Source organism: uncultured Roseobacter sp., assembly GCF_947496515.1.
Taxonomy (GTDB): domain Bacteria; phylum Pseudomonadota; class Alphaproteobacteria; order Rhodobacterales; family Rhodobacteraceae; genus Roseobacter.
In genome coordinates this window covers 13,520-39,510 of record NZ_CANMDB010000007.1, presented here as the reverse complement: position 1 = coordinate 39,510, position 25,991 = coordinate 13,520, and the positions used below count along the sequence as shown (strand labels likewise).

General features: G+C 61.6%; 22 protein-coding genes. 3 read left to right on the top strand and 19 right to left on the bottom strand.

Annotated elements, in window-relative coordinates:
• Positions 1-2 precede the first annotated feature (2 nt).
• The gene (locus tag Q1A53_RS13420; RefSeq protein ID WP_299967550.1) at positions 3-1,082 is read left to right on the top strand and encodes an aldo/keto reductase; all 1,080 of its coding nucleotides are present in this window, start codon (positions 3-5) and stop codon (positions 1,080-1,082) included.
• A 368-nt stretch (positions 1,083-1,450) separates the two neighbouring features.
• On the opposite strand, the gene Q1A53_RS13415 is transcribed toward Q1A53_RS13420, so the two are convergent.
• From Q1A53_RS13415 to Q1A53_RS13390, 6 genes are all read right to left on the bottom strand, one after another.
• A complete protein-coding gene (locus Q1A53_RS13415) occupies positions 1,451-2,050 on the bottom strand; it encodes a dihydroxyacetone kinase subunit L (RefSeq protein ID WP_299967547.1) in 600 nt (199 codons plus the stop codon).
• Positions 2,047-3,048, bottom strand: coding sequence for a dihydroxyacetone kinase subunit DhaK (locus tag Q1A53_RS13410; RefSeq protein WP_299967545.1), 1,002 nt, complete (start codon positions 3,046-3,048; stop codon positions 2,047-2,049). The genes Q1A53_RS13415 and Q1A53_RS13410 overlap by 4 nt, the downstream gene beginning before the upstream one ends.
• Before the next feature lie 30 nt (positions 3,049-3,078).
• The gene (locus Q1A53_RS13405; protein WP_299967543.1) at positions 3,079-4,092 is read right to left on the bottom strand and encodes an ABC transporter permease; all 1,014 of its coding nucleotides are present in this window, start codon (positions 4,090-4,092) and stop codon (positions 3,079-3,081) included.
• A 7-nt stretch (positions 4,093-4,099) separates the two neighbouring features.
• Entirely contained in the window at positions 4,100-5,101 is a 1,002-nt protein-coding gene (locus tag Q1A53_RS13400) for an ABC transporter permease (RefSeq protein WP_299967541.1), read from the bottom strand.
• On the bottom strand, positions 5,098-6,594 hold the full coding sequence (locus Q1A53_RS13395) for a sugar ABC transporter ATP-binding protein (protein ID WP_299967539.1): 1,497 nt from the start codon (positions 6,592-6,594) through the stop codon (positions 5,098-5,100). The genes Q1A53_RS13400 and Q1A53_RS13395 overlap by 4 nt, the downstream gene beginning before the upstream one ends.
• A gap of 75 nt (positions 6,595-6,669) precedes the next feature.
• Positions 6,670-7,659: an autoinducer 2 ABC transporter substrate-binding protein gene (locus Q1A53_RS13390; RefSeq protein WP_299967536.1), complete on the bottom strand. Its 990-nt coding sequence runs from the start codon at positions 7,657-7,659 to the stop codon at positions 6,670-6,672.
• Between the two features lie 226 nt (positions 7,660-7,885).
• Between Q1A53_RS13390 and Q1A53_RS13385 the strand changes: the two genes are divergently transcribed.
• On the top strand, positions 7,886-8,869 hold the full coding sequence (locus Q1A53_RS13385; RefSeq protein ID WP_299967534.1) for a sugar-binding domain-containing protein: 984 nt from the start codon (positions 7,886-7,888) through the stop codon (positions 8,867-8,869).
• A gap of 457 nt (positions 8,870-9,326) precedes the next feature.
• Here the strand turns inward: Q1A53_RS13385 and Q1A53_RS13380 are convergent, their stop codons facing one another.
• From Q1A53_RS13380 to Q1A53_RS13350, 7 genes are all read right to left on the bottom strand, one after another.
• Complete coding sequence (locus tag Q1A53_RS13380; RefSeq protein ID WP_299967532.1) at positions 9,327-10,337, bottom strand: TRAP transporter substrate-binding protein; 1,011 nt, start codon at positions 10,335-10,337, stop codon at positions 9,327-9,329.
• A 62-nt stretch (positions 10,338-10,399) separates the two neighbouring features.
• Complete coding sequence (denD, locus tag Q1A53_RS13375; protein WP_299967529.1) at positions 10,400-11,380, bottom strand: D-erythronate dehydrogenase; 981 nt, start codon at positions 11,378-11,380, stop codon at positions 10,400-10,402.
• 1 nt (position 11,381) lies between these two features.
• Positions 11,382-13,319, bottom strand: coding sequence for a hypothetical protein (locus Q1A53_RS13370; protein ID WP_299967526.1), 1,938 nt, complete (start codon positions 13,317-13,319; stop codon positions 11,382-11,384).
• Between the two features lie 10 nt (positions 13,320-13,329).
• Positions 13,330-14,307, bottom strand: coding sequence for an ABC transporter permease (locus Q1A53_RS13365; protein WP_299967524.1), 978 nt, complete (start codon positions 14,305-14,307; stop codon positions 13,330-13,332).
• Entirely contained in the window at positions 14,304-16,193 is a 1,890-nt protein-coding gene (locus tag Q1A53_RS13360) for a sugar ABC transporter ATP-binding protein (RefSeq protein ID WP_299967521.1), read from the bottom strand. The genes Q1A53_RS13365 and Q1A53_RS13360 overlap by 4 nt, the downstream gene beginning before the upstream one ends.
• A gap of 59 nt (positions 16,194-16,252) precedes the next feature.
• Positions 16,253-17,236, bottom strand: a complete 984-nt coding sequence (locus tag Q1A53_RS13355) for a substrate-binding domain-containing protein (protein ID WP_299967518.1) — start codon at positions 17,234-17,236, stop codon at positions 16,253-16,255.
• The gene (locus Q1A53_RS13350; RefSeq protein WP_299967515.1) at positions 17,233-18,009 is read right to left on the bottom strand and encodes an FCD domain-containing protein; all 777 of its coding nucleotides are present in this window, start codon (positions 18,007-18,009) and stop codon (positions 17,233-17,235) included. The genes Q1A53_RS13355 and Q1A53_RS13350 overlap by 4 nt, the downstream gene beginning before the upstream one ends.
• 181 nt (positions 18,010-18,190) lie before the next feature.
• Here Q1A53_RS13350 and Q1A53_RS13345 point away from each other — a divergent pair, with 181 nt between their 5' ends.
• Complete coding sequence (locus tag Q1A53_RS13345) at positions 18,191-18,940, top strand: FCD domain-containing protein (RefSeq protein ID WP_299967512.1); 750 nt, start codon at positions 18,191-18,193, stop codon at positions 18,938-18,940.
• A gap of 46 nt (positions 18,941-18,986) precedes the next feature.
• Here the strand turns inward: Q1A53_RS13345 and Q1A53_RS13340 are convergent, their stop codons facing one another.
• From Q1A53_RS13340 to Q1A53_RS13315, 6 genes are all read right to left on the bottom strand, one after another.
• Positions 18,987-20,051, bottom strand: a complete 1,065-nt coding sequence (locus Q1A53_RS13340; protein WP_299967509.1) for an alpha/beta fold hydrolase — start codon at positions 20,049-20,051, stop codon at positions 18,987-18,989.
• Between the two features lie 635 nt (positions 20,052-20,686).
• Positions 20,687-22,057, bottom strand: a complete 1,371-nt coding sequence (locus Q1A53_RS13335; RefSeq protein WP_299967507.1) for a hypothetical protein — start codon at positions 22,055-22,057, stop codon at positions 20,687-20,689.
• Entirely contained in the window at positions 22,054-22,833 is a 780-nt protein-coding gene (locus Q1A53_RS13330; RefSeq protein WP_299967504.1) for a hypothetical protein, read from the bottom strand. Before Q1A53_RS13330 ends, Q1A53_RS13335 begins: the two co-directional genes overlap by 4 nt.
• Positions 22,834-22,873: 40 nt before the next feature.
• Positions 22,874-24,202: a caspase family protein gene (locus Q1A53_RS13325; protein WP_299967501.1), complete on the bottom strand. Its 1,329-nt coding sequence runs from the start codon at positions 24,200-24,202 to the stop codon at positions 22,874-22,876.
• 2 nt (positions 24,203-24,204) lie between these two features.
• Positions 24,205-25,227 (bottom strand): TAXI family TRAP transporter solute-binding subunit, encoded by a 1,023-nt coding sequence (locus tag Q1A53_RS13320; protein WP_299967498.1) that lies wholly within the window; start codon positions 25,225-25,227, stop codon positions 24,205-24,207.
• 14 nt (positions 25,228-25,241) lie between these two features.
• Entirely contained in the window at positions 25,242-25,928 is a 687-nt protein-coding gene (locus Q1A53_RS13315) for a hypothetical protein (protein WP_299967495.1), read from the bottom strand.
• Between the last annotated feature and the right edge of the window lie 63 nt (positions 25,929-25,991).

Sequence of the window (25,991 nt, the reverse complement as noted above, 5' to 3'; positions counted from 1 at the left end):
TCATGAAATATCGCACGCTGGGGCGCACGGGGCTGCACATTTCGGTCATTACCATGGGAACCTTCACCTTTGGCGGGCGGGGAGACTTCGGGCGCACGGCCAGCCAGGACGTGGGCGATGCCCGCCGGTTGGTGGACACCTGCATTGATCACGGTTTGAATATGTTCGACACGGCGAACATGTATTCCACCGGACTGTCCGAAGAGATCCTCGGCGAGGTGCTCGAAGGGCGATATGACGATATCCTCGTCACCTCGAAAGCGCGGATGCCCATCGGCGACGGGCCGAACGATCAAGGCGTGTCCCGGTGGCACCTGATCCGCGAATGCGAACGGTCGCTCAAGCGGCTGCGCACCGATCATATCGATCTTTACTACATGCATGAGTGGGACGGGCTGACGCCGGTCGAGGAAAAGATGGCAGCACTCGACACGCTGATCCAGCAGGGCAAGGTGCGCTATGCGGGGTGTTCGAACTACTCGGGCTGGCAGGTGATGAAATCCCTTGCCGCGGCACCCGGGCATGCGAGCCGCTTCGTGGCGCAGCAAATCCACTACACACTGGAGGCGCGAGAGGCGGAGTACGAGTTGCTACCGCTGTCGGTGGATCAGGGTCTGGGTGTTCAGGTCTGGTCGCCGCTGGCGGCAGGTCTGTTGTCGGGCAAGCACCGCCGCGGCTCGGAGCCTGCCGAAGGGTCGCGTCAGGCAGCGGGTTGGAATGAGCCTCCAATCCGCGACATGGAGCGGCTCTGGACCATTGTCGATGCTCTGGTCGAGATCGGAGAGGCGCGGGGTGTCGAGGCGGCGCAGGTTGCCCTTGCCTGGTTGCTCACCCGTCCGGCGGTGGCATCCGTCGTCCTCGGTGGGCGCACCGCAGAGCAGTTTGAGCGCAACTTCCGCGCGGTGGATCTGGTTCTGACAGAGGATGAATTGACCCGTTTGAATGATGTGAGCCGCTTGCCGTTGATCTATCCCTACTGGCATCAGCACAACTTTGCCCGCCCGCGCTTCGGCCCGGCGGATCAGGCGCTGCACGCGGACTACCCGGACCGGCACTACGGCGGTGAAGATCCGCTGGTATGATAGGACATCCTCCGCTGGAAGCGGATTGTATCCAGAACCCGCGCCTGAACGACGTCCATCTGGCTATGTTGGAAGAAGCAGGTCCGATCATGGGGCACGCCGCAAGAACACTTGCGGCGTTCAGTCTACGGGTTGTCGCCGGGCGATCATACCCGCTCAAACCATCTGCCCGCGTCAGGGGTGAAGTTTATCTGAACCGTTCCCATACGCTCCGAAGATAGGTTTGAGATGAGCGGGATTTGGCAGTGGCAAGCCGCTTAGGCCGGGCGTCCTCGCCGCCCCGCCGAGACATTCGCGCGGCACGGGCGACGGACGATGCGTGAGCGGCAGTCTCGCGTGCTCGTGCCACCGCGCCCGACGCCTAGCTGCTAAAGATCGACGGCGGCCTTCACCACCGATTGCATCGCCAACATCCCGGGATCATCCATGCCGATGCTTTTTTCGCCAAAGATGCGGGCGCGACCGACCGTCGCCGGTTTGTCGCGAAAATCATCCAGCGCCGTGTCGACCGCCTGTGCCGCCGCGGCTGCCATGTCGTCGGCCCCCGCCATCGCACTGGCCAAGTAGTCCAGGCTGTCGAGCACCGTTTTGCCCCCCAACTCCGCCTTGCCGCGTTCCTGCATCTTGTCGCGGGCCGCGGCGATCAGCTCGGGAATGGCGCTTGCCTCGATGGCTTTCTGGCCCCGAAGGGTCTTTGCTGCACTCATCAGGCCCGTCGCCATCAGGGTGCCGTACGACGATCCGGAGGTCTTCGTGAAGGCCTGCGCACACTGAAAGAGCGCCGTGCCGATATCGTCCGGCAAATCCTCCTTCATGTCGGAGATCGCCCGCATGCCCCGGGACATGGTTACGCCCAGATCGCCGTCCCCGAGCGCCCCGTCAGCGGCGTTGAGCCTGTCGAAATCCCGCTGCATCGCAGCAGTGATGCGGTCAATCGCGGCAAGCAGGACGTCGTGCGTGATGGTCATCCGACGCTCCAGAACGCGCAGTCGCAGGGAGCCTTGAGCAGCGTTTCCAATTCAGCATCAAGCTTGCACAACGTGAACGAAACACCCGCCATCTCCATCGAGGTGGCGTACCGCCCGATCAGCGGCATGACAATCGTTGCTCCGGCATCCTCCAGACGGGTCTTGACGATGCGGTAAAGGATGTAAAGCTCTTCGGGCGGTGTCGCCCCGAGCGAGTTCACCAGAACAGAGACACGGTCACCGCCGGTCAGCGGGACCTCCGCCAGAAGCCGGTCCATCATCTCGCCCGCAATCTGATCTGCCGTTTGCAGCTTGCCGCGCCAGACCCCGGGTTCGCCGTGGATGCCCATGCCCATTTCCATCTCATCCTCGGCGATCTCGAACGTCGGCTTGCCTGCCTGCGGTACCGTACAGGGCGACAGCGCCGCACCGATCGATCTGCAGGCATCCGCCGCCTTTTGCGCCAAGGCTGTTACAGCGTCGAGATCGCGTCCCTCTTCGGCGGCGGCACCGGCCATCTTGAACGCATAGATCATGCCCGCGACGCCACGGCGTTTTTGGGCTTCGTCCGGCGGGGCGGAGGCGACGTCATCGGCCAACAGAACGGTGGAGCAGGTGATATCCTCGAACTCGACCAATTCACCGGCCATGTCGAAATTCATCACGTCACCGCCGTAGTTCCCGTAAAGCCGCAGGACCCCTGCCCCGCTGTCAGCGGCCCGGATCGCATCGGCCATCTGCTCGGCGGAGGGGGAGGAGAAAACATCGCCAATGGCACAGCCATCCAGCAGCCCCTCACCCACGTAGCCGGTAAAGACGGGCAGATGGCCCGAGCCGCCACCGGTGACGATGCCGACCTTGCCGCCCTTTCCCGCCTTGGCGCGCACGACGACTTTGCCGCTGTCGCCGTAAAGCTTGTAGTGCTCGGGATGTGCGGCCGTCATCCCCGCGAGCATCTCATCCACGTAGTCTTCGGGTTTGTTGAGTATCTTTTTCATCGTCTTCTCCCCTCATTCAGGACAGCGGTGTTATCTCGGTGATCTAGTCATGCTCGCGCGCAGGGTCGCCAGAGCGTTGGTGTTGATGACCATCACGAGGATCAGCAGCACGCCCCAGATCAGCTCTCGTGCGAAATTGGAGACCTGCAGCATGTTCAGCCCGCTCGACAGGAACTGCATGGACAGCACCGCGAGGACCACGCCGATCACCCGCCCGTAACCGCCGTAGGGGTTCACACCGCCCAGCACAGCGATCAGCACGGCCAGCAGCAGGTAGGAGGATCCGTAATCCGCCTTTGCCGAATTCGCGCGGCTCATGATGATCAGGCCCGCGATGGACGAGAACATGCCCGCGATGACATAGACCTTGAGCAACATGCGGTTGATGTCGATCGCAGCATAGAGTGCAGCCAAGGGGTTGGCACCATACATGCTGACCCGGAGCCCGAAGGCCGTCCGCGTGAGGATGAGATGAAGCAGCACGGCGAGTGCCGCAAAGAGGATCAGTGGCACCGGAATGCCCCAAACCTGACCGTTGCCGATGACGGCGACCGCGTCGGGAAAGCCCATCACCGCACTGCCGCCCGTCATGGCAATGGCAAAGCCGGTAAACACCAGCCCGGATCCAAGGGTGGCCAGAATGGGCGGCAGACCAAAGAACGCCACAAGCGCACCGTTCAGCACACCGGCCACGGCCCCGATGCACATCGCCGCCGTAATCGCGAGACTCAGCCAGAACGCGGATTGCGCCGCGGGCATCGACGGATCGGAGAACTGGGTCAGGATCAGGGCGGCCACCACCGCGGAGAGGTTCGCCACGCCAACAACCGACAGATCAATGCCGCCCGTCATCATGGTGATGGTCATCGCCAGCGCGAGGATGGCGAACTCCGGAAACTGGAACGCCATGGAGGTGAGGTTCTGCGCGGACAGGAACCTGTCCGGCGATAGCACCGACATCAGGCCAAAGACGAGAACCGCGATGATCAACAGGCGGAATTCCGGGGTCTTCGTGAAATCGGCCTTGCTTGCACGTGGTGTCATGATGTCTTTATCCTGCGCGGCTGGCGGCCCGCTTGGCGCGGTAGGCGGGAACGCCCGTGCCCAAGAGGATCAGCAGCCCGATTGTGACCGATTGCCATGTGGTGGGAATGCCGATTACGATCAGGCTGTTCTGCACGATGACGATGAGAGCAACGCCCAGCAGCGTGCCCGTGAGCGTGCCATATCCCCCGATCAGCCGCGCGCCACCCAGCACCACGGCGGCAATCACCGACAGCTCCAGCCCCACAAGTGAAAACGGATCCGCCATACGCCCGACCGAGCCGTGGATGATCCCGGCAAGACCGGCCAGCGCGCCCACATAGACATAGACGAAAAACTGCGTCCACCTGACGTTGATGCCGATGCGCCGCGCGCTCTCGACCGACCCGCCGATGGCATAGATCGACCGCCCCAGCATGGTTTTGCGCAGGATAAACCACGTCATCACGATCACGAACAGCAGGGCAAGAGCGGCCCAGGGAATGGAGTAGAAATTCCCCGCCTCCGTCGTGCCCCGCGCCAGAACGCCACGCGAAAAATCCCGCATGGCAGGGGGCAGATCGGAGATCCGCTGCGAGCCGATAAAGGTGAGCAGAAAGCCTCTGAAGACCGACAGTGTGCCAAGGGTGACAATCAGCGTGGGCAGACCCATAAACGCGATGAAAAAACCGTTGATCGCCCCCAGCAGGGCTCCGAAGACGATGGACGCAGCAAAGATCAGGGGCCATGGCGCCCCCGGCCACACGGCCAGAAACAGGACCGAGGACGCATACATCGCAAAGACCGCGATTGCGGTGAAACTGACATCGATCCCGCCGGAGACCAGCACCAGCATGGCGCCGACCGCGAGGATCCCGATGACGATGGCCGCGCGTAGCAGATCCGACACGGTCGTGATCGTGAGAAACCGCGGATCCGACAGCATCGCGATGATGCAGAACAAGACAACGACACCGGCGACAAGCGTTTCATTGCGCGTCCAGAAGTCCTTTGGCAGCCATGCGGTCATGACGCCAGCCTCCGGGCGAGCTGATCTTCGGTCACCGATTTGCCATCCAGCGTGTCAATGATCCGCCCGTCCCGCATCACCAGAATACGGTGGCAGGTGGCCAGCAACTCGGGCAGATCGTCCGAGATCACGATGATCCCGATCCCCTGCCCCGCAAGATCGCGGATGATGTCGTGGATGTCGGCCTTGGAGCCCACATCAACACCAACGCTTGGCCCATTCAGGATCAGCACCCGCGGCGCGCGTGACAACCAGCGGGCAAGCGCCACGCGCTGCTGATTGCCGCCCGATAGCGACTGCACGGGGGCCGTGACATCCGGCGCCTTGACCTTGAGCCGTTTGAGCCAGTCACTGGCCTCCGCCACCAGACCGGCCATGTCAAGAAACCCGCCGCGGGAATGCGCATCCAGCCGCCCGATGGTGACGTTGTGAAGGATGGACTGGCTGAGGAACAGGCCCTCTGTCAGCCGGTCTTCGGGCACGTAGCCGATCCGCGCCATGGAAGCGGCTTGCGGATCACCCGTCGGGGTCACCTGACCGTCCACCGTGATCGTGCCCTCGTCAGGTGCAACCAGACCGAACAGCGCCTTGGCGACCGAGGTGCGGCCGCTGCCCAAAAGCCCGGTAATCCCCAGAACTTCGTACGCCTTGAGCTCAAAGCTGATGTCGGAGAACGACCCCGCCTTGGTCAGCCCCGCTACCTGCATCAGGGTCTCTGCACCCGCCTCAACGTCGCTTGGCGGTACTTCGGGCACATCGCGGCCTGTCATATGGTGCGCGAGCGATTGCGTGTCGAACTCCGACGCCGGCCCCTCGGCAACCTTCTTGCCATTGCGCAATACGACGACCTTTTCGGAAACCTCAAGCACCTCCGCCAGCTTGTGACTGACGAAAATCACCGCCACGCCCTCCTCCTTGAGCATCCGGATAATGCCCTGCAACCGGCGCACCTCTTTTTCCGTGAGCGCGGTGGTCGGCTCATCCATGATGATCAGCTGCGCCTTGGCGGCCAGTGCGCGACAGATGGCCACGATCTGCTTTTGCGCGACCGGCAGGGTTTCAACCCTGACGTCGAGGTCGATCTCCACCCCGATCCGGTCGAGCGCACTGCGCGCAATGTCGCGTGTCACGGCTGATTTGTAGAAACGCTTGTGTTTCGACAGCTGCGTGGCAAATGCGATGTTTTCTGCAACGCTCAGATTTGGAAACAGGGAAAAATCCTGAAAGATCACCATGACACCGGCTGCGGCTGAAATGCGAGGGTTCAGCACCGGCCGTTCCTGCCCCGCGATGCTGACAGTGCCCGCAGTCGCGGGCTCCACACCCGAGATGATCTTGATCAGTGTGGATTTGCCGGACCCGTTTTCTCCGGCAAGGCAGACCGCTTCGCCGGGTTGAACGGTAAAATCAACTGAATCGAGCGCGGTGACGCCTGAGTAGCGTTTCGTGATCGCGCGCAGATCAATAAACGCGGTGTCATGATCTGAGGACATGAACAACCAACTTGGATTAGGAGTGCGTGAGGAACTCAGGGCGGCCAACGTGTGACCGCCCCGGCTAGCGACAGGTCAGAACGGATAGTCTGCCATATTGTCCGCGTTCACGTTCACCCATGCCTGACCATAGATGACCTTGCCATCGAGCGAGATGCTTTCGTAACCCGGCAGGCCGAGGTCCATGCCATCGGTGACTTCCTCGCCGTTGATCACCATGACGGCGAGTTTGTTCATGGCCTCCCCGGCAACGGCAGGATCCCAGAAACCGATACCATCGACCGCCCCGGTTTCGATGTACTGACCGGCGATGGAGGGCAGCGACGTGCCAAAGACGCAGGTGCCGTCTTCCATACCGCGCTCTTCGATTGCGCGTCCGATCCCGGCCACATCCGTCGAGGCAGATCCCTGCATACCTTTGATATCAGGGAAGGCGCGCAGGACTTCCTGCGCCTTGGTGTAGGCTTGTTCCGCATCGTCGAAGGTTTCGTTCTTGTCACCGACCAGTGTCATATTGGGATAGTTGGCTTCCTGATGCGCAATCGCACCATCGACCCACTGGTTATGGGTTTGGGAGGTGAGCGAGCCGACAAAGACGGCATATTCGCCTTCACCGCCCATGCAACTCGCCAGTTGCTCCATCAGGTTGGCGCCAAAATCCTCGTTGACGAAGGCCTCAAGATCGTAGGCGGTGTTCTGCTGCGCTGCCGCCTCGTGGGTGATCACGGCGATGCCGGCCTCCATGGCGCGGCCCAGCACCGGCTCAAGCGCTTCGGGCGACATCGGCACCACAGCGAGCGCGTCCACGCCCTGCGCAATCATGTCTTCGATCAGCGCGACCTGCTGTTGCGGGTCGGCCTGTGCGGGACCCACCTGAAAGGCGTTCATGCCGGAGTCCTCGGCGAATTTATTGACGCCTTCTTCCATCCGGTTGAACCACTGGATACCGGCGATCTTGACGACGGTCGCGATGTCCTTGGAATGTCCGTCGGCGGCGACCTGCGTGCCGAAAAGCGCCGTCGACGCCAGCGCCACACTGGCCAAAAGTCTGTACTTGGTTTGCATCTGAATTTCCTCCCTGAGCCCGCGTTTGCGGATCTTTCCCCGAAGCCGGGCATCGCCCGGCCTCCCTCCTGTGCGCCACCTCGATCCTCACAAAGCGTGCCCGAAGCCCCCTGGCATCTGCCGCTGTGCAACACTTGTGCATCGAGTGCACCTATGTGAATATAAAAGGCGCCAACGCCTGGTCAAGCCATTTTGTCGCAGGCCATGTGGAGGAACCAAAGCGGTCATGTTGTCCAACAAACACCCGGCTGATGATGGTATCGCGCAGGCGGCCTGGCTCTACTACGTGGGCAATCTCAGCCAGCAGGAAGTCAGCAAGCGGCTTGGTATCTCGCGTTTCAAGGTGCTTCGTATGCTGGCCGACGCGCGCAATCAGGGCCTTGTTCGCATCACGGTGGAGCATCGAACAGCCCGGACATTGGCGCTGGCGGACCGCCTCGCGGATGCTTTCGGTCTTCAGGAGGCTCAGGTCGCGCCGGTCAGGGGCGCGGCGAATGACGATGCCTTTGCGCGCAATGCGGTTGCGATCCTGGCGAGCGGGTACCTGTCCCGGATCGCAAGCTCCGATACGCCGGTGACAGTTGGCGTTGGCTGGGGCCGAACCCTGTCGGCCATGGCCGACAACCTCACCGGTGTGCGCAACAGTGGTCTGACATTCGTCTCCCTGATGGGCTCGGTCACATACGCCTCACATACGGCACCCGGCGATGTCTGTGTCAGGCTGGCCGCGCAGACGGGGGGGCGGGCGATCTTGCTCCCCGCGCCCTTCGTGGCGGACAGCGCCTCGGCCTGTGAGGGGATCATCGCGCAGCGGCTGGTGCGCGACGCGATGGTCGCGGCCCGCGGCGCGCACCACGCCTTGATGAGCGTGGGCGAGTGCCGTGAAGGCTCAATCCTCTTTGACAGTGACATTTTCAGCGCCGAGCAGATCCAGCAGTTGCGCGACGCGGATGTGGTGGGAGACTGCTGCGGCGTGTTCTACAAAGCGGACGGCACCGTCGCGGATATCGAGCTGAACCGCTGCACCCCCTGCGTTCAACCCTCTGACATGGCGGGGATGGATACGGTTCTGCTTGCCGGAGGCACGGGTAAACGTGCAGCCACGCTGGCGGTGCTGAGGGCCGGTTTCGCAAAGAGACTGCTGGTGGACGAAGGGCTGGCCGAAGCCCTCCTCTACACCGCAGAGGGCGAGGGCTGCACACCAAAGTGAGCACACAACACGGCCGCCGGGGGCGTCTGCGCGACAACAAGGAGATGGAAGCTCCCTACTGAGACCAGGCCGTATAAGGACCCGTCCAATAGAACCGCCGGACGTGTCACCTCAGAGATCGCGCTGTGGAAGTGACTTCTGCGCCGGGTCCGTCCCTGAGGTTATTCAACGACGAACGATGCGCTCGAAAGACGCCAAGGGCACGCCGGATGCCAATGCCGTAGAAAACTCCAGTTCAAACCGGTCGGTAGTCGGGCAGCAGGTCAGGCGCGCGAGTACACTCGAAACGTCCAGTCATCGACTGGTGGCGGTGTCAGACACCTTTTGCAGAGCGACGATACGTATAGAGGCCACGCACGATCGCGTGGCCTCTCCCGGCGTGCTCAGAGCTTCTCTCAGCGTGTTGTCACGCCAGCCCCGTGTTCCGCATCAGCGTCTCCGCCTCAGAAGGTCATCCTCATTGACCTAGGCCAATCCGCTCGATGAAGTCGCGGTGGCTCTGCACGATGGTGGCGGTCTCTGAGGTTTTATCGGCCCAGTCCGCCCATGCCTCCTGTGCTGCGGCGCGGAACGTGGCGCGATCCTCGGGCGACCAGTCATAAAGCGTCACGCCTTGCGCCGGTAATGCCGCCACCGCTTCGCCGTTCTCCACAAGCGTGAGCATCATCAGATCCATCGCCATGGCCTTATGTGCGGTGGAGATGATCGCGCGATGCGCCTCCGGCATGGCTTCCCAGACGTCGGTGCGACAGGCCAGATGGTCCGACGACATCGAGTGGAAGCCGGGGAAAGTCGTGTGTTTCGCAATGTCGTAAATCCCCAGCCCCACATTCACCGCCAGGGAAGACGCATCCGCACCGTCGATGATACCGGTTTCAAGTGATGTGAAGATTTCGGTGAAGTCCATGACCACGGGCGATGCACCGAGGGCCGAAAAGATCTCCGTCTGCATGCCGGGAGGCGACCGGAACTTGAAGTTTTCAAGATCGGCCGGGCCTCTGAGGGGGCGCGTCGAACTGAGCGATTCCTGCCCGCCGATGGCCGCGCCGATAAAGGTCATGTCCCGCGGGTTGTAGAGCGAATTAATGATTTCGCGCCCACCACCAACATTTACCCAGGCCTGATACTGCAGCGGCGTATCATAGCCACCCATGGTGTCGGCGACGAACTGAAACGCGGGGTTCTTGCCCGTCTGATAGCTGCCGTTGGTCATGTCGCAATCGAGGATCCCGCTAACAGCGGCATCGAAGGTCTCAACCGATTTTACAACGGATGCCGAATAGAACATCTCGATCTGGATATCGCCGCCGGACATGGTCGTTACGTTCTCGACAAAGTCGATGATGACGCGACCTGAGGTGGACTCGGGCGATTGGTGGTTCTGGATGCGCAGCGTCGTCGTCTGCGCACTGGCCATGCTGGCCATGAGGGCTGCCGCGGAAACGGCTGCGAGGGTTGTTCTGATCATCTGTCTTTCCTCCCTTGGATATTATTCCATGTTTTGCGGGCCGCAGGATGCGGTCCCGGTGATCAGGACGGCAAGGCACCGTCCAGTTCGTCTTCTATGTAGACGTGAATGATCTCTCGGAATGAGGCTTCAGCCTGGAAACCGAGATCCAGAGCGCGCCGTGTGTCGAAGTCGCGGGCCCAGCCCGAGACGATGCCATGAACCGTCTCATCGGGCTCGCGGCGGATCAGGGCGACCGCGTTCTCCCCCGCCACATCGCGCAAGGCTGCAATCTGGTCGGCGACGGTGGCGGACACCCCCGGCATCGTCAGGTTACGGCGATGCCCCATCAGGCCGGTATCGAGCCCTGCGGCGTGATCGACGAAACCGACGGCAGCGCGCGGACTGGCGTGCCAGTGGCGCAAGGTGTCGGGCACGGGCAGAACAGCGGGCAAACCGTTCAGCGGCTCGCGCAGGATGCCCGAAAAGAAGCCCGACGCCGCGGCGTTCGGTTTGCCGGGACGGATGCAGATGGTCGGAAAGCGGATGCCGATCCCGTCGAGAAAGCCGCGCCGCGAATAATCGTCCAGCAGCAGTTCACCCACTGCTTTTTGCGTGCCGTAGCTGGTCAGAGGCGTCAGATGAAACTCATCCCCGATCCGGTCGGGGAAAGGCGCGCCGAAAACGGCAAGTGACGACGCATAGATCAGGCGCGGCACATAGCCTTCGATAAGGCGAACCGCTTCAAAGAGGGCGCGGGTGCCATCGAGATTGATGGCGTACCCCTTGTCGAAATCTGCCTCCGCCTCGCCGGAAACGATGGCCGCAAGATGCACGATGACATCCGGCCTGTCCGCAATCAGCTGCTCGGCCGTGCCAGGAACCGTCAGATCCGCGACCGCGGCGGCGCGCGTGCCGCTGAAGTCTGCGGCGACATCAGGTTCGATAACATCCGCAAGTGTCAGCCGGTCGACCGGCTCCCCCCCGATCAACCCGGTTGCCGCAACGCGTTCGGCCAGCTTGCGGCCGATCATACCGGCGGCGCCGATGATAAGAAGGTGCATGTCAGGCCTCCAACAGGATACGGGAAATGGCAAAACCGTCGAGTGTCGCGCGAGAACCATCGACGGGGCTGAGGTGGTCCATGTAATCCGGCGCCTCAGCGGCGGCGGCAAAGTGCTCTGCGTCGAGAAGCGCGTGCCGCCCAGCCCCCGGAACGGCAATACGGACGGGATCAGGTCCGGCATTGCCAACCCAGATCTCAACGCCCATCTCCCCGTCCGCCGCAAAGCCCACGACCGGCGCAGAGGCGGCGAAATCAAGCGCGCGCATGGTGGCCCCCCGAAGCCGGGAAAGACCGCGCAGCACATGAAAAACGGGATAGACGCCGCCATGATCCTCGAACCACGGCCGGGGGAAATCCGCGGGTGCCGAGACCACGCCGAAGGGTCCTGTTCCCGCCCCGAGTGTCACGGCTGCCGCGCCACCGCTGGCAAAATGCGCGAAGTAGCCAAGCGCCCAGACCGCTCCCAGCAGGCCACGCTGCCGCGGGTCGTTCCAGTTCATCGCCTGCCGGATGTTGTCCGGATTGGACTTTGCTGCGGCCCCGTAAGGATTGTCGCGCACGCCGATGGCCGAGGGGCCGACGGCCCACGGCGTGTGACCCGCGATGGCGGAGACCGACTTGACGATGGCGGGGTGAGCCTCGCGCGTTTCCATAACGGATCGGTCGTCGCCCGCGTGGACCATCGGTGATGTGGTGAAACTGACAAGGTCGAGATGGTCAACAGGCGGTCGCTTCCGGTTGAGCTCGGTAAAGTAGCTGAACATGCCGCCGCCAATCCGGGTGCCGGGAAAGGCCGCGCGCGCCGCGTCATAAAGCGCAGACGCATCCGGTGCCTCGGGCCAGACCGAGCCTGGCAAGGTGCACTTCAGATCCGGGGCCGGTGAGACCAGAACCGTAGTGAAGGGCGCATCAATATCTGCAGCCAGGGCGCCCAGGGCCTGCACCTCGGCCCGTGCACCCAGATCATCTGTCCGCGCAACAACCGCCTCCAGCCAAGGCTCGGCTCCGATATCGCCCGCCACGTCAAGCATGGCGGCAAGCGTTTCCTTTCCGTGATCTGCACGCGGATCATGGTGCAGGACCGCATGCGCCGGGCCCAAGGCGCGCAGCGCCGTCGCGTCCGCGCTGGTTGCGACATCTTCGGGGCGCAATCCGATACCCAATGGCGGCACAGGGCCAGTCGCGGCACCGGGATTTAGGTCCACCGGGCCGTCATCCACCTTAACCGATCCCTCGCCCGACAGGGTGATCGTCACCCTCTGGTCGACCCCGTGGCCCGGCGCGATCCGGTAGGGCCACGGCTTGGCAAGCGGTCGCACGTAGGTCTTATAGGAGGCATCGGTCCAGTTCCGCTGGTCCTCCATCTCGTAGGTGTCGCCTTCCATGAGCGTATGGACCTCGACCCTGCCGGGGGTCCGGTGGGTCAGCGCGCGCAGGTCCATCATCGGCTGCAGCGGGTCGATGATCTCTGGAAAGTGGCCGTCGATGAGGCGGCCATCCGTATGCTCGATTGTCACCGCAGCGCCGGCCACACCCTCGATCGGATGCAGGATCACGAAGCCGGTGCGGTTGGTCAGAAACCCGGCCTGCGTCGCGCCCTTGCCTGCGAAGGTCAGCCGCCCGTCCGCATGACCTTCGATCACGGCATCATAAGCAAATGACTGCTCCGCATCCGCGGCCACCGCGTGCAATGTCACCCGGAAGCTGTCGCGAGCCTCCGTGATCTCGAGATCCGAAATCACCGGATTGTATGTTCCCCAATCCTTGTCGCGTACGATGAAGGACACCGCACGCAGCACTTCCTCACCATTCCAGCGAATATAGCGCAGATTTCCGGCCTCCAGTTCGGCCGAGAGCTTGCCCGCCCGCAGCATACGAGGTGGCGGGACCGGTTCTTCGGTGCCGTAGAACGCAATCGCGCGAGACGGGTTTTGCATGGGGCCTCCGTCAGGTTCGGGCCGAGCGCCAGGTAATCAGGCGTTCGGCGAGCAGTGCCAGGATGATGATCGAGCCGATGGCCGTGCCCTGCCAGAACGGCGACACCCCCATCAGGTTCAACCCGTTGCGGATCATGACCATGATCAGCACGCCGAACAGCGTCCCGATCAGCGTGCCGCGTCCGCCGTAAAGGCTGGCGCCACCGATCACGACAGCGGCGATGGCATCGAGTTCGAGCCCGCTGCCCGCCATAGGATCCGCCGACATGACCTGCGCGAGGCTGAAGGTGACCGCCACGGCGGCAAGCGCACCGGACACAACGTAAGGCAGGACGGAATAGAAGGTGACCGATAGCCCGGCCGCGCGCGCCGCTTCCTTGTTGGAGCCAATGGCGTAGATCGTGCGCCCCCCCTTGGCGTAGCTCAGATACCCCCAAGCACAAAGGTAGAGACCGATGAGAAACAGGACATTTGCGGGAATGCCCAGAAAGCTGGAATAGACGATGCTGTCGAGTCCCTCCGGCAGCCCAGAGATGCTGCGCTGACCGGAAAAGATGAATGACAAGCTGCGCCCGATGGCCATGACGCCGAGCGTTACGACGAACGGGGCGAGCCCGAACACCGCGACCAATACCCCCGAGAACAACCCGATGCCCGCCCCGGCCAGCACCGCAAGTGGGATGGCAAGCGGAACGGGCATGGTCTGGAGCAGTTGCGCGAGCACGATCCCGGCCAACCCGAAGACCGCACCCACTGAGAGATCGATGCCGCCCGTCAGGATCACGAAGGTCATGCCCACCGCGACAATGCCGATCACGACCGATTGGTCGAGGATGTTAAAAATGTTCCGCTCCGTCAGAAAGAACGGCGACGACAGCGACAGGATGATTGCCAGCGTCAGCGCGAGGCAGAACATCCGAAACTCCAGACTGCGCACTATGGTGGACAAGGTGCCTGGCCCTCGTGGCTCGTTGGCGACGTCGGTCATGCGCTTTCCTCCTCGGCATGCAGCAACGCCTGCACCCGCGCCCTTATCTCGTCGGACGGCGGCACGGTCGCATCCCCTGCTACCGTGACCCCGATCCAGCCCAGATCATGCCCGCGCTTGTCCGTCATCTGGACCAGCAGGGTTTGGCGGTCGCCATCCGCTTCGGTCACGAAATCATCGTGGCGGGCAGCAAGGGCTACGGAGACATTTGTCTCCTCTGCCCGCAGTGCCTCGCCAGGCGGCAAGCCGGCCAGAGACCTGCCCGCCTGCGCGAGACAGATCAGCTCTTCACCGTCGATCAGGGTCCAGAACGCGTCTGCATCGTAGTCCTGCGCCAGGGCCCTGAGCAGCGCCTGATTACGCGCCGTCGAGGTGCGGGGCGCTGCCAGCAGGGTAAGCTTTTCCTCCGTGAGACGCGCGGCGGGCAGATCCGCGATGGTGTAGCCGTCGCTCACGACCACGATGCGCTCTGCCAGACCCAGCAACTCCTCGAAATCCGACGATATGACGATCACGGCGAGGCCCGCATCCGCTGCCGACTGCAGGATGCTGTAGATGGACGACCGCGTGCCGATGTCCACGCCCTTGGTGGGCTCATCGAGGATCAGGATCTCCGGATCGGTCAGCAGCCAGCGCGCGATGATGATTTTCTGCTGCATCCCGCCGGAATAGTTCAACAGGCTGGTATCGAGCCGGTCCGCGGGCAACCCCAGATCTGCGATCAACTGCGTCATCTGCGCCGACCGTTTGCCGTAGCCGCGCCCAAAGCCCCGGTGTTGACCCATCTGCGCCAGCATCAGATTTTCGCGCACCGACATATCGGGGACTATGTTCTGCGCGCGCCTGTCTTCGGCGACAAAGCCCAGACCCGCACGGACCGCGTCCGCCGGCTTGCGAAAGGTGACGGGTTTGCCGTGCACGAGGATCTCGCCACCCTGACGCGCGCGCAGTCCCCAAATGGCCTCTACTGCTTCGGACCGCCCTGCACCGACTAGCCCGCCAAGGCCCAGGATCTCGCCCTTGCGGACAGCGAAGCTCATGTCCCGAACGTAGGGTGCGGATGACAGGCCCCGCACCTCGAAGGCGATGTCTTGCACCACTGTGTCGGCGGCGGTGCGCTTCGTGTAGATTGCACCGATGTCGCGACCTACCATATGCTGAATGATGTCGCCCTGCGTCAGCGTGGATGTCGCGACATCCTCGGCGACCGCGAGCCCCTCCCGCAGGATTGTCACGCGGTCGGTAATGGCAAAAACCTCCTCAAGCCGGTGCGACACGAAAGCCAGCGCCCGGCCTCCGTCGCGCAAGCGCGCCATGATGTCAAAGAGCCGGTTGACCTCGGTCATGGACAGGGAGGCTGTGGGTTCGTCGAAGATCACCAGTCGCGCATCAAGCGCCAGCGCCTTGGCAATTTCCACCAGTTGCTTTTGCGCCGCGGATAGCAGCCGCACTTCGGCGTCCAGCGGCAGGACGTGTTCATGACCCAGACCGGACAGCAATTCACCGGCCCTGTCGCGCATAGCCCGAAAGGAGAGCCGTCCTGGGGTTGCGAGATCCGGTAGGAAGATATTTTCCAGCACGGTCATGTCGGGCGCCAGCGATGTTTCCTGCGCGACAAGTGCTATCCCGCGCCGCAAAGCGTCGCGCGTCGAGGTCAAGGCAAGCGGCGTACCGCCAAAAGCGATATCACCGCCCGACGGTCGGAGATGCCCGGAAATGATGCGCGACAGGGTTGATTTTCCCGCCCCGTTCGCCCCGAGCAGCCCCACGATCTCCCCTGGCCGCAAGGCGAGAGAGGCATCGGTCAGAGCCTGGGTCTTGCCGAAGGACTTGGACACACCGCGGGCGGTCAGAAGCGGCTCGGCGCGGGTTTGGGACTGGTGCATGGTCATCCGTGGATCAGGGGCACCGGGGCAATCACAGCCGCCCCGGCACTGTCGCTGCTTCAGTCGATCTCATTTGCGAAAACGGTTTCCTTGATCGTCGGCAGCAGCTCCTCGATGTTGCTGGACGTGACGATCAGGATCGGAACCGTGATCTCCTTCTGGGGTGTGCCGCCGTCCAGATGTTCTATCATCGCCTCGGCGGAGCGGACGCCCATCAGATAGGGTTGCTGCATGCCGGACACCACAAGTTCACCCGATTGCAAAAGCGGAACGAATTCCGGAATACCGTCGAAGGCGCCGACCAGAACCTCACCATCCATCCGCGCGGCCTTGATCGCGCGCAACGCCCCCAGCGTCGGACCATCTGTCTGCACGAACATGCCGGTCATGTCAGGGTTGGCCGTGATCATATCCTGCGTGAACTTGAAGGTTTCATCCGCCGTATAGGCCTGCATCTGTTGCAGCCCGGCCTTGCCGTCGATCCCCGCTGCTTCGACTGCATCCTCGAAACCTTTGGTACGGGCCTGGCCGTTCAGGCGTGCCTGGCTGATGCCGACGATGCCAATGCTGCCATCGTCCTTGCCAGCGGCTTTCATCGCCTCGGCCAGTGCCGCTCCGACACCGTTCGCACCTTCATAATTGTTCGACCCGATGACCGAGACGAACTCTCCTGAATCCGTGCCGATGTCGGCAATGACGACCGGAATTCCGGCATCCTTCGCCAGTGACAGAACCGCCGGGGCCGTGCTGCTATCGGTAGGCGACAGGACGATGCCCGCCACGCCGCGCGCGATGGCATCCTGTGCATTTTGCAACTGGGTCTGTGGATCATTGGTGCTGTCGAGGGCGGCGAAACCGTATCCTTGGGTCTCGGCGACCGATTTCACGCCTTCGGAAACGTAGCGCCAGAAGGCGAGATCGAGACCGGGGGTCATATAGACCAATTCGCCTTTGCTTTGGGCCAGCGCGGGCGCACCCAGCGTCAGGGTCGCAGCTGTCAGGGCCGACATGGCCAGAGCGGTTAGCTTTCTGCGGGTCATCATGGTGTTTTTCCTCCTCCGTTGGTGGGTCTTGCCGCCGTGCCTGCCTTTGGCATGATCTGGCGGGTCGTCTCGTAAATACGGCGCTCATGAACGGCGAAGGCCGCGGCGACCGCATCTGCGTCGCGCCGTGCCAGCGCATCGTGGATGGCGCGGTGGTCTGAAATGCTGGTCTGGATCGCCCCGGGCCGCGCAATGACGCGGCGACGGTGATCGAGAAGGTAGGCGTAAAGCGTGGTGGCCACATCTGAGAGGACGCCATTTCCACAGGCGCGATACACAACCGTGTGGAACTCTCGGTCCGAGATCAGGAAGCGCACAGGATCGGCCCCAGCCGCCTCCTGCGCGGCAATAAGATCACTCAGCCTGTCGAGGGCCGAGGTCTCGATCTGCGCCGCCGCCAACCGTGCGATGCGGGCTTCGATCAGTAACCGGGCCTCATGCACCTCATCAAGGCCATAGGTCATCACATCGCGGTACAGCATGCCTGACAGCGCCATCTCACCCACGTCAATTGAGGCAACCGTGGTTCTCGCCCCCTGCACCACGGTTAGGATGCCGCGGGTGGACAGGATCAAGAGCGCGCCGCGGATCGTCTCCCGACTGACCCCCATGACCGAGGCAAGGTCACGCTCCGCCGGAAGCTCATCACCAACGGACAGCACCCCAGATGCGATCAGCGTCGCCAGTTTGTCAGCGATTGTTTCCTTCATCGACCGGCGCGGAACATGCGCGCGACCGGTTCCGTCCTCCGCCAAGAGGGTCTGTGCATCCATCTCGACCCTCCTCCCCAGGCTGGCGCGGAGCTCTCCGCTTTGGACTACTGGTCCGAACACTGTACCAGTAAACAGAACGAGTCAACGTTATCTTTACGGTGTGACCTGCCGCGCTACCGTCGCAGCGCCAAACCTGCTATCACCCGCAACGAAAAGATGAGACGGCACGGATTTGCGGAATATGGGCACAGTACGAAAACTCGCCTTCGAGGATACGAAGGAGATCATGGGCAACGTCTCGCGTCGCTCCGTACGCGATGTGATCGCGGAGAAACTGGCGACGCTGATCGCATCTGGCGTCCTGTCGGTAGGGGATGAGCTGCCAAGCGAGCGTGAACTCGCCTCGGCACTGTCGGTCAGCCGCGATTCCGTTCGGGGTGCAGTTGCCATACTCGCGGCACACGGCATCCTGCGCGTCGCCCACGGTGCGCGGACGACCGTTGCAAAATCCGACGTCTCGGCGCTGGTTCGGGGAGCGGCGGATCTGGGCCTGACCGGAGACTATGATCTGGAAGAGGTGCACGACGCCCGCCTGCTTGTCGAAAGCCGGTTGGCTGGCGCTGCTGCGGAGCGGGTCACGGCGGAATTGCTCGCAGATCTTGATACGTCGCTCGCTGCGCAGCGCGCCTGCGAGGGTGATCCCGTGCGCTTTCTGCTGTGCGACCGCGAGTTTCATATGCTGGTCTACCGCGCGGCAGGCAACGACGCGCTGTTCGACATGGCAATGTCGCTCTACAATTTTCTGTTGGATCACCGCCGTCGCATCGTGGCCCAGCCAGGATCGGTACAGGTGAGCCTTTCAGATCATCTTGCGATCCGGGATGCGATTGCGGCAGGAGACGCTGCTGCTGCCAGCGACGCCTTCATCGCGCATTCGACCCGCATTTACACGACCACGCGTCTGTTCCTGGACGCCGCAGTGCGCACCTGAGCGGGCGTGCCGGGCCGCTCCGAAGAAGAGAGCGGCCCGGCATGTATCACTCCGGTGCGTTGGGCAGATTGGCCATCCAGACCGCCAGCGTGTCGGCAAAGGCGGCTGCATTATAAGTCGTCCCGTGGCCTCTGGTATCCGGGCCCTCGGGCACCACGACAACCTGCCCATCGGCGATCTTGGCCATACCTTCCGTCAGCATCGGCAATTCCAACGGATTGCGTTCGTCGTCCTCGGACAGGATCACCATCACCTTGGCGGTGATCTGATCCAGCTTGGGCGACGGGTCAAAGTTGCGAGAGGCGTTCCACATGTACATGACATCGTTTGCGTCACCCACCTTCTGACTGGCCTTGCGCTCGTCGACATAGGCGCTGGCCATCTCGTTGGTCGCACCCAGCTCCTGCAGGCGCAGATTGCCACCTGATGTGGCAATGCCGAACCAGGCGCTCTGGTAGCGCAGCATCGGCGGCTGCTCGACATAGTCGCCGCCCATCCACGCGGGATCGTCCCGCACCGCATCGATCACCATGCGCCGCATCATCCAGTTGCGCCCCGCCATCGGCCCCGGCAGCGACGCGACCGGTACGACGCCATCCATGAAATCAGGATACTCCGTCGCCCATGTCCACGACAGCATTCCGCCCATTGAAAAGCCGATCTTGAGATGTAGCCGGTCAATGCCGAGACCCTCCTCCAGCAGCATTTTTTGGGCTTTCACCATATCAAGCAGGGTATGTTCGGGAAAACTGGCGCGCAGGCCATCAGAGGGCTTACTGCTCTCACCGGCACCGATAGCGTCGACCAAAATCAGAAAATACTTCTCCGCGTCGAGCGGCTGACCGGGACCATACAGATTGTCGGCCCAAGCCGCCCCAAGCATCGAGGTTGCCTGCCCGGTGGTGCCATGGGTGATCAGGACCGGCGGGTTGGCCGGATCGCCGATTGTCAGATAGCTGACGTTCATGTCCGGCAGTGTTCCGCCATCCTCAAAGGCGAAGTCCTTGATGACGAAAGTGCTGCGCACCGGCTCCGGGTAATCGGCGGCGTGCACAACGCCGGCCACCAAGGCGATTGCGGCCGCAGCAGCTATTTGTTGAAAGTATTTCATCGATGTCCTCCCTAGGATTGTGCCCGGCTGATATACTGGTCCGGCCAACAGACCAGTTAGCATGTTCGAATTCGCTTAGTTGTCAACAGTTTTGCCGGAAAGGTCCCGGGACGATGCCTTTGAGCAGGGAAATCAGCCGACATCTGCAGGCCGTTCCGGCCTAATTTCAACCGTGACCGAAGCGGCTGAGCCACGACAGGTTGAACTATGAGTTGGAGCTGAGGCAGAAATGGCTCTCTCACTACTTGATGCAGTTTCTCTTCCGAAGCAGTCAGTGGCACCGAAGCCCGCGCCACGATGGGTCGGCGTGCGGCGGTCGGTCAGAGTTTCAGGTCGCAACGCGCAGCATGCCCTCTTTGAGGGTTGAACGCGGATCACAAAGGCGCCGGTTTGGATATCATCAGAGTTCGACCAAGCGATCCTGCCTGAAGCAGATTTTTCGACCACACCGGAAAAAGCTGCGTCAGCCTTAGAGGCCGGGAGCGGATGGCCCAGAAATGTCGATGCGCAGCCGGTCCTTGAACCGATAAGGCCGCTCGGCATACCGGTGATCGACAGTTATTGACGGCAGATAAACCTGATTTGAACGACGCCGAAATGGCCGTGGGATGCGTTTCAAACCTACGTAAAAAAAACTAACTGTTTTGATCGGGCGGTGCCGTACTGTCCGGCGACTGTGCAGGTGAGGCAGTGGTGACTGGCTCGACATTCTCTTTGGGTTTGTTGCCGAGTTGCTGTGGCACCATATCCAGTTCGATCTGCAACACGCTCAAGACCCAGCTGAGAAGCGTCAAAAGGGCGGTTGCGGCAACCAACAGCCAAGCATCTGTCAGGATCTGGTCCAGAAATGACAACCGAAGTTCGTTGTAGGAAAGTTCTGTCGCTATTTCGAACGTATCAATGCCCTCGGCTGCGCTTTCGCTCGATGGGTCAGGAGACCGTTCAATGGTCTGAATTGGAAATGTCAGCGCGATCCAGTTGGCATTTGACCAGACGTTCACAACATAGAACGCACCATCGAAGTGAACCTGACCGAAAAGAGGGGTCGGCTCTTCAAGCTCGTCGGCGAGCACCCCCTGCACCGACGCGCCTGTCGGCAGCGGAACCGAATCCGCATCGAGGCGAAATAATCCATTGCAGTCACGCCCCCGGATCTGATCCCAGCAGAGCTTTTCGCGGGCCAGGATGTCGATGTCTCCGGTGATGTAGGTACGGCCCGGCTCCATGATGCGCCGAGACACTGCCTCCTCGCAGTCGCTGGCATTGCCCGAGCATTCTTTGGACTGAATGACGTCCGTCTGTTGACCGATCTGCCCGGGGCCGTCGATGAAGATCGGCTCGTTGCGCGGGGCAAAGGCAACCTCCTCGTCATCGCTGCGGAGCGAAGACGGGCAATCCGCGTCATCACGGATCTGCACCGTGCCTTGCATGCTCAGCGCCTCAATGACCACCGGTGTCGCGCCATCAGGCGTGTTCGACGGAGCGGCCATCAGCGCGTTTGCTGGCGTCGTACTCTCTGCATCGTCTGTGTCATTCAGAGCAAAACGGCGGCTTCCATTGCTCAGAACGGTGGTACCTTCGGTGATCCGTGCCGCCTGTCGTCCCTCGATCACCATGAGGTCGACTGTACTTCCCGGCAGTGCCTCGATCCATCCGGACAGACAAAAGCGTTCCTGAGAGTCTGCTGGCGCATCCGCGTCGACGACAGAAGTATTCTCAAAGGCGATGGTAGCGCCGTCTATGAAAAACTTGGTCTTCTGCGGGCTTTCGCTGATTTCGAACGAGAGGCGGTCGGTTTCCGCGGCAATGACAAAAACGGCGTTTCCACGTGTCTGATCGGGATTGAAGAAAGCAAAAATGCTGAAAGCCAGCGTGCCGAGGGCAATGACCGCGCCCAGGCTCAGGGGGATAAGCAGCACCTTGAAGATCGTGATCAGAAACCAGCGAAATTTACGCTCTCTCGGGCCCAGCTGTCGCGCGGCCCAGCCATACAGCCAATCGATCATGGACGCGGAACAGAGATACGCGTGGCAAAGTAAGACGTATCTTGTTTGTCGGTGATGGTGAGGCCCAGCTCGACGAGGCCAGAGTAGTCCTCGACATCGACTGTGTCAAAGAGACCAGCGAGGTTGACCTCACAGTCAAAGCCCTTGGTGAGCCGACGCGTGGCCCGGCAAGTCATCTCAGCGCCTTCTCGCGCTGTCACACCGTCCTCGCCGATGGCATAGAGAACGGCCTCCACGGTGCCGTTTGTCACCTCGAACGTGATGTTCAACGTATCAGGATCGTCCGCAAAGCTGACCGGCATGTAGTAGGAGGTCTGACTGGATGCGCAGGCCGTAGCGATGAAAGAGCGGCCGATAAACGAACTGTCCCCGTACCGGTTGCCGATGGTTTGCGCGTGCTCGCTTTCAAACGACAAGGCCACCAGATCTGTCGCTGAACCCGTCTTCTCAACTTTCGCCATTTCGGCGTATCCGATGAGTTTATAGTGACCATTGATCGTATTGAGGTTCATGCAAAGGCGCAGGTTCTCTTCCATCTCTTCTACGACCGCTGGCACCACAATCGGCGCGATCTTGAATTGCCCAGGTTGCGCGGTGGTCTCCGTTTCTGACTTCGACAGAAAGAGGCTGGCGATCAAGGCATTTGCCCTGATGCGCGCGCTATGCGCCCCCGACATCGTGCCCGCGCTCTCACTCACTGTCTCGCGCACCTCGATTTTTTCTGGCGCGCTCAGAATGATGAACTCGGACGCGATTGCTGCTGTGGACCACGTCATCATGGTCAGAGCGCACAGCGCGCCTTTTTTCGTGCAGTTTTCAATATTCATGAATGACAAAACTCGACCCTCCACCGGTTTCCGGGGCCCCGACACGGGTAAAATACATGGTGGTGCCGGGGCGCCGCACGTTTTCGTAAAGGACCTCCTGAAACTGGTTCAGGTCCCGGAGCGTGACACGATCCGGTGCTCCATCCACCCGAACAATCGAAATGCTGTTGACAAGGTCCGCTTTTTTGAAGGCGCTGTCAGCGGAGACGCTGGAAAAGACCACGCCACCACGGGCACCGTCGAAGGTGATTTTATCGACACCAAGATCCTGCAAGCCCGCTTGCAGAATACACGCCCGCAGCGCATCGAGATCCTCTTTGCTGGGGTTCGGGCTGGCGTCACGCAAGGCCAGTGCTTCGTTCAGGCTGTTCTCGTTCACCCGGCAAGAGGACGGGGCCAGCCGCCAGTCCGCGGATTGCGAGGCTTCGATCAGGGTGGCCGATGGGTCAAAAAGATTGAAGCGTCCGTTGATCGTATCGTGCACAATATGCGGGATCTGGCGGTGCGAACGCGGCGGCAGGCCGCGAAAAGCCGCGGCCTTGAGGCTGAGGCGTTCTGTCTCGATCCGCGCATTCGTAAATGCCGCGAGCAGCGGTTGATCTTCTTCAATTTGCTTCAGAAAGGACCTTGTGAACAGAGAGTTGAGGTTCTCTTCCTGGTCGCGGGTCGCGCGCTCCTGACTATCGATGAAGTCGTAAGCAACGCCGCGCGGCGACGAGCTATAGAGGATCAGAACCTCCGCGCCGACATTCGGATAGCTGACCCGCGCCGGGGCCGTTCCAACGGAATCCAGCAAGGGCTGATCACCACAGGCATTGATGATCAGGATGATCCGGCTTGGATCCCGGCTGTCGAGGCGCTCGACGATGTAATCGATGGGTATGGACCCGCTGACCATTTCCTCGACCGACGCGTAGCTTTCGCCCGACGCAGGTATCCCCACGATGAAATTCGTATCGTTGATCGAGAAGCCATGCCCGCTGAAGACAAACACGACTTCGGATCCGGGGGTGATCTGGTTCAGCGCTGCTTCGAGCTCGCGCCGGATCGCCTCGGTCGCGCGTTCCACGCGAGCCTCGTTGAGAACAGTCCATCCCAAGCGCGCCAACGCATCAGCGTATTGGCGGGCGTCATTGGCTGGCGTAACGAGGTTGAAGGGCGATCCCTCGATCTTGTCACCACCGAATGTCTCGTAGGCGGAATTGCCGATCACATAGGCGAAACGGTCGGGGCTCTCGAGCACATCTGCCGCAACCGCCGACGCGCTGCCGATGACAATCCCGGCCAGACAGAGCCTTATGCATCGCAGCAGACGCATCCCTAGTTGCCCTGCAAAACCGGCGCCGAACACCGGTAGAGGTCTGCGCGCTGACTGCCCTCTAGCGGGTTGACCTCGGCCCATGCGGGGTTGGCATCTGTGGCCGGGTCTTTCAGCGCGGGCAGCCGTTCAAGAATGGTGCGCGTCATACGCTCGATCTGCTGGCAGAAGGGGTTGCGTTCGTCATAGTCGAACGTGACCAGCAACGCCTGAACCCCCATCGTCTCGATGTCGCGGGTCAACCAGGAGTAGTGATCCTGGGTGATTTTCGTCCGAACATAGGGCGAATCCGGCAACTCATACAGCTCCGGCACGTCAATCGGCACCAAGGTGATGTCCCGTTCTTTTGCGATACTCCGCCCGCGGTCATTTGGTGCCCCCGAGACATCGAACAACACGTCATAAGAGCCACCCATCGCAGGCAGACCCGGGCCGACATTCACATTCACCAACTGAATGTCACGATTATCGGGCAAAACCTGCTCGATAAGCCAGCGCGTGGTCAGGTTCGTCCCGCTCTTTTCCTGCCCCGCATTGATGAACAGGTTTTCCCGCGACAGGATATCCTCAAAGCTCAGCAGCTGCGTGGTGGCGAATGTGTAGGCGTGGATTTCCTCCACATAAAGCGGCATGACGACCTTGATGCGGCTGACGATGGATTGCAGCACATCGCTGCCTTCGGCGCGGTCCCGCAATTGCGCCAGCACGTCCGCCTGTACCAAAGCGAGTTGAAAATATTCCTGCTCTTCGGACCCTTCAAAGGCCAGCAGGCGTCGCAGATTGTGAACAGAGCCATCGCTCTGCACCACTTCAAACGGGATTGAATCCGGCAGGATGTTCTGAATGTCCCGGGCGATGGCGTAATAGGTACCGCTGGGTCCGCCTGTGGTGATCCGTAGCGTGGGTGTTTCAGATTGCGCCACTGACATCGTGCCGAACGCCGCGGCGCAGACCACAGATAGCACCGCGCTTTTGACGCGCCCTATGGTTCTGCTCCTTTGAAAACCCGTGCGAAACTCAGACATATCGTGCCCTTCTGTTATTGTTCGAGATCGGTGCGTGCCACGTAGCCAAAGCCTGACAGGCCGTGCACCACCGGAATAAACTCTGATTGCGGATCGTCTGTCTCTATCACGACAAGGCGTTCGCCCGACCGGATCGAGGCCACAACGCTTGCGGATGCGGATGCGTCCTCGCGCAGATCGGTGCCTGCCGATGCTTGCATCAGCCGCAAGGCAACAACCGGTTCCGCCAATGAGACCGACGCCAGTTCCGCCTTGTTCATCATTCCCATCAACTGGGTCTGCGCGTCGAGTTCCCGCAACCGGGCCAGCAGCGGTTCGAGCTCGGCTGCAAGAGGTTCGTCAAAGCGGCTGGTCAGCGCACCTTGCCGTTGCTTGATCGCCTCGAGGCGAGTCTGCAAATCGGACAACTGGCCCGCAAGCTGTTCGCGCAATGTCCGCAACTCTGACAAGCCATTCTCATGACGCGCCAAAAGGGTCAGCCCTGCCGCGTCATTGGTTGCCGCGCAGAACGGAAACTTCGCAATCTCGATCTCGGGGACGGCATCGCAATCTTCAACCGGCGTGGCGTTCAGCCAATCCCAGACCGCGTTACGCTCCTGTTCGATGCGGTCCGCCCGAAGCCGCTCGATCTCGTCTTTGACCGCGTCCAGTTCGATGGCGATCCAGCGCACGCGGCACTTGCGAAATTTGCCGCGTTCCAATGGCGCGATGTCGGCACAGACGACGTCCTGGTCAAGACGGGGTTCTCCCAAAGCATCGAGAAG

What these genes read in the sequence shown, in the direction of transcription:
- Q1A53_RS13420 (WP_299967550.1), top strand. Translation starts at nt 3, where the DNA reads ATGAAATATCGCACGCTGGGGCGCACGGGGCTGCACATTTCGGTCATT.
- Q1A53_RS13415 (WP_299967547.1), bottom strand. Translation starts at nt 2,050, where the DNA reads ATGACCATCACGCACGACGTCCTGCTTGCCGCGATTGACCGCATCACT.
- Q1A53_RS13410 (WP_299967545.1), bottom strand. Translation starts at nt 3,048, where the DNA reads ATGAAAAAGATACTCAACAAACCCGAAGACTACGTGGATGAGATGCTC.
- Q1A53_RS13405 (WP_299967543.1), bottom strand. Translation starts at nt 4,092, where the DNA reads ATGACACCACGTGCAAGCAAGGCCGATTTCACGAAGACCCCGGAATTC.
- Q1A53_RS13400 (WP_299967541.1), bottom strand. Translation starts at nt 5,101, where the DNA reads ATGACCGCATGGCTGCCAAAGGACTTCTGGACGCGCAATGAAACGCTT.
- Q1A53_RS13395 (WP_299967539.1), bottom strand. Translation starts at nt 6,594, where the DNA reads ATGTCCTCAGATCATGACACCGCGTTTATTGATCTGCGCGCGATCACG.
- Q1A53_RS13390 (WP_299967536.1), bottom strand. Translation starts at nt 7,659, where the DNA reads ATGCAAACCAAGTACAGACTTTTGGCCAGTGTGGCGCTGGCGTCGACG.
- Q1A53_RS13385 (WP_299967534.1), top strand. Translation starts at nt 7,886, where the DNA reads ATGTTGTCCAACAAACACCCGGCTGATGATGGTATCGCGCAGGCGGCC.
- Q1A53_RS13380 (WP_299967532.1), bottom strand. Translation starts at nt 10,337, where the DNA reads ATGATCAGAACAACCCTCGCAGCCGTTTCCGCGGCAGCCCTCATGGCC.
- denD (WP_299967529.1), bottom strand. Translation starts at nt 11,380, where the DNA reads ATGCACCTTCTTATCATCGGCGCCGCCGGTATGATCGGCCGCAAGCTG.
- Q1A53_RS13370 (WP_299967526.1), bottom strand. Translation starts at nt 13,319, where the DNA reads ATGCAAAACCCGTCTCGCGCGATTGCGTTCTACGGCACCGAAGAACCG.
- Q1A53_RS13365 (WP_299967524.1), bottom strand. Translation starts at nt 14,307, where the DNA reads ATGACCGACGTCGCCAACGAGCCACGAGGGCCAGGCACCTTGTCCACC.
- Q1A53_RS13360 (WP_299967521.1), bottom strand. Translation starts at nt 16,193, where the DNA reads ATGCACCAGTCCCAAACCCGCGCCGAGCCGCTTCTGACCGCCCGCGGT.
- Q1A53_RS13355 (WP_299967518.1), bottom strand. Translation starts at nt 17,236, where the DNA reads ATGATGACCCGCAGAAAGCTAACCGCTCTGGCCATGTCGGCCCTGACA.
- Q1A53_RS13350 (WP_299967515.1), bottom strand. Translation starts at nt 18,009, where the DNA reads ATGGATGCACAGACCCTCTTGGCGGAGGACGGAACCGGTCGCGCGCAT.
- Q1A53_RS13345 (WP_299967512.1), top strand. Translation starts at nt 18,191, where the DNA reads ATGGGCACAGTACGAAAACTCGCCTTCGAGGATACGAAGGAGATCATG.
- Q1A53_RS13340 (WP_299967509.1), bottom strand. Translation starts at nt 20,051, where the DNA reads ATGAAATACTTTCAACAAATAGCTGCTGCGGCCGCAATCGCCTTGGTG.
- Q1A53_RS13335 (WP_299967507.1), bottom strand. Translation starts at nt 22,057, where the DNA reads ATGATCGATTGGCTGTATGGCTGGGCCGCGCGACAGCTGGGCCCGAGA.
- Q1A53_RS13330 (WP_299967504.1), bottom strand. Translation starts at nt 22,833, where the DNA reads ATGACGTGGTCCACAGCAGCAATCGCGTCCGAGTTCATCATTCTGAGC.
- Q1A53_RS13325 (WP_299967501.1), bottom strand. Translation starts at nt 24,202, where the DNA reads ATGCGTCTGCTGCGATGCATAAGGCTCTGTCTGGCCGGGATTGTCATC.
- Q1A53_RS13320 (WP_299967498.1), bottom strand. Translation starts at nt 25,227, where the DNA reads ATGTCTGAGTTTCGCACGGGTTTTCAAAGGAGCAGAACCATAGGGCGC.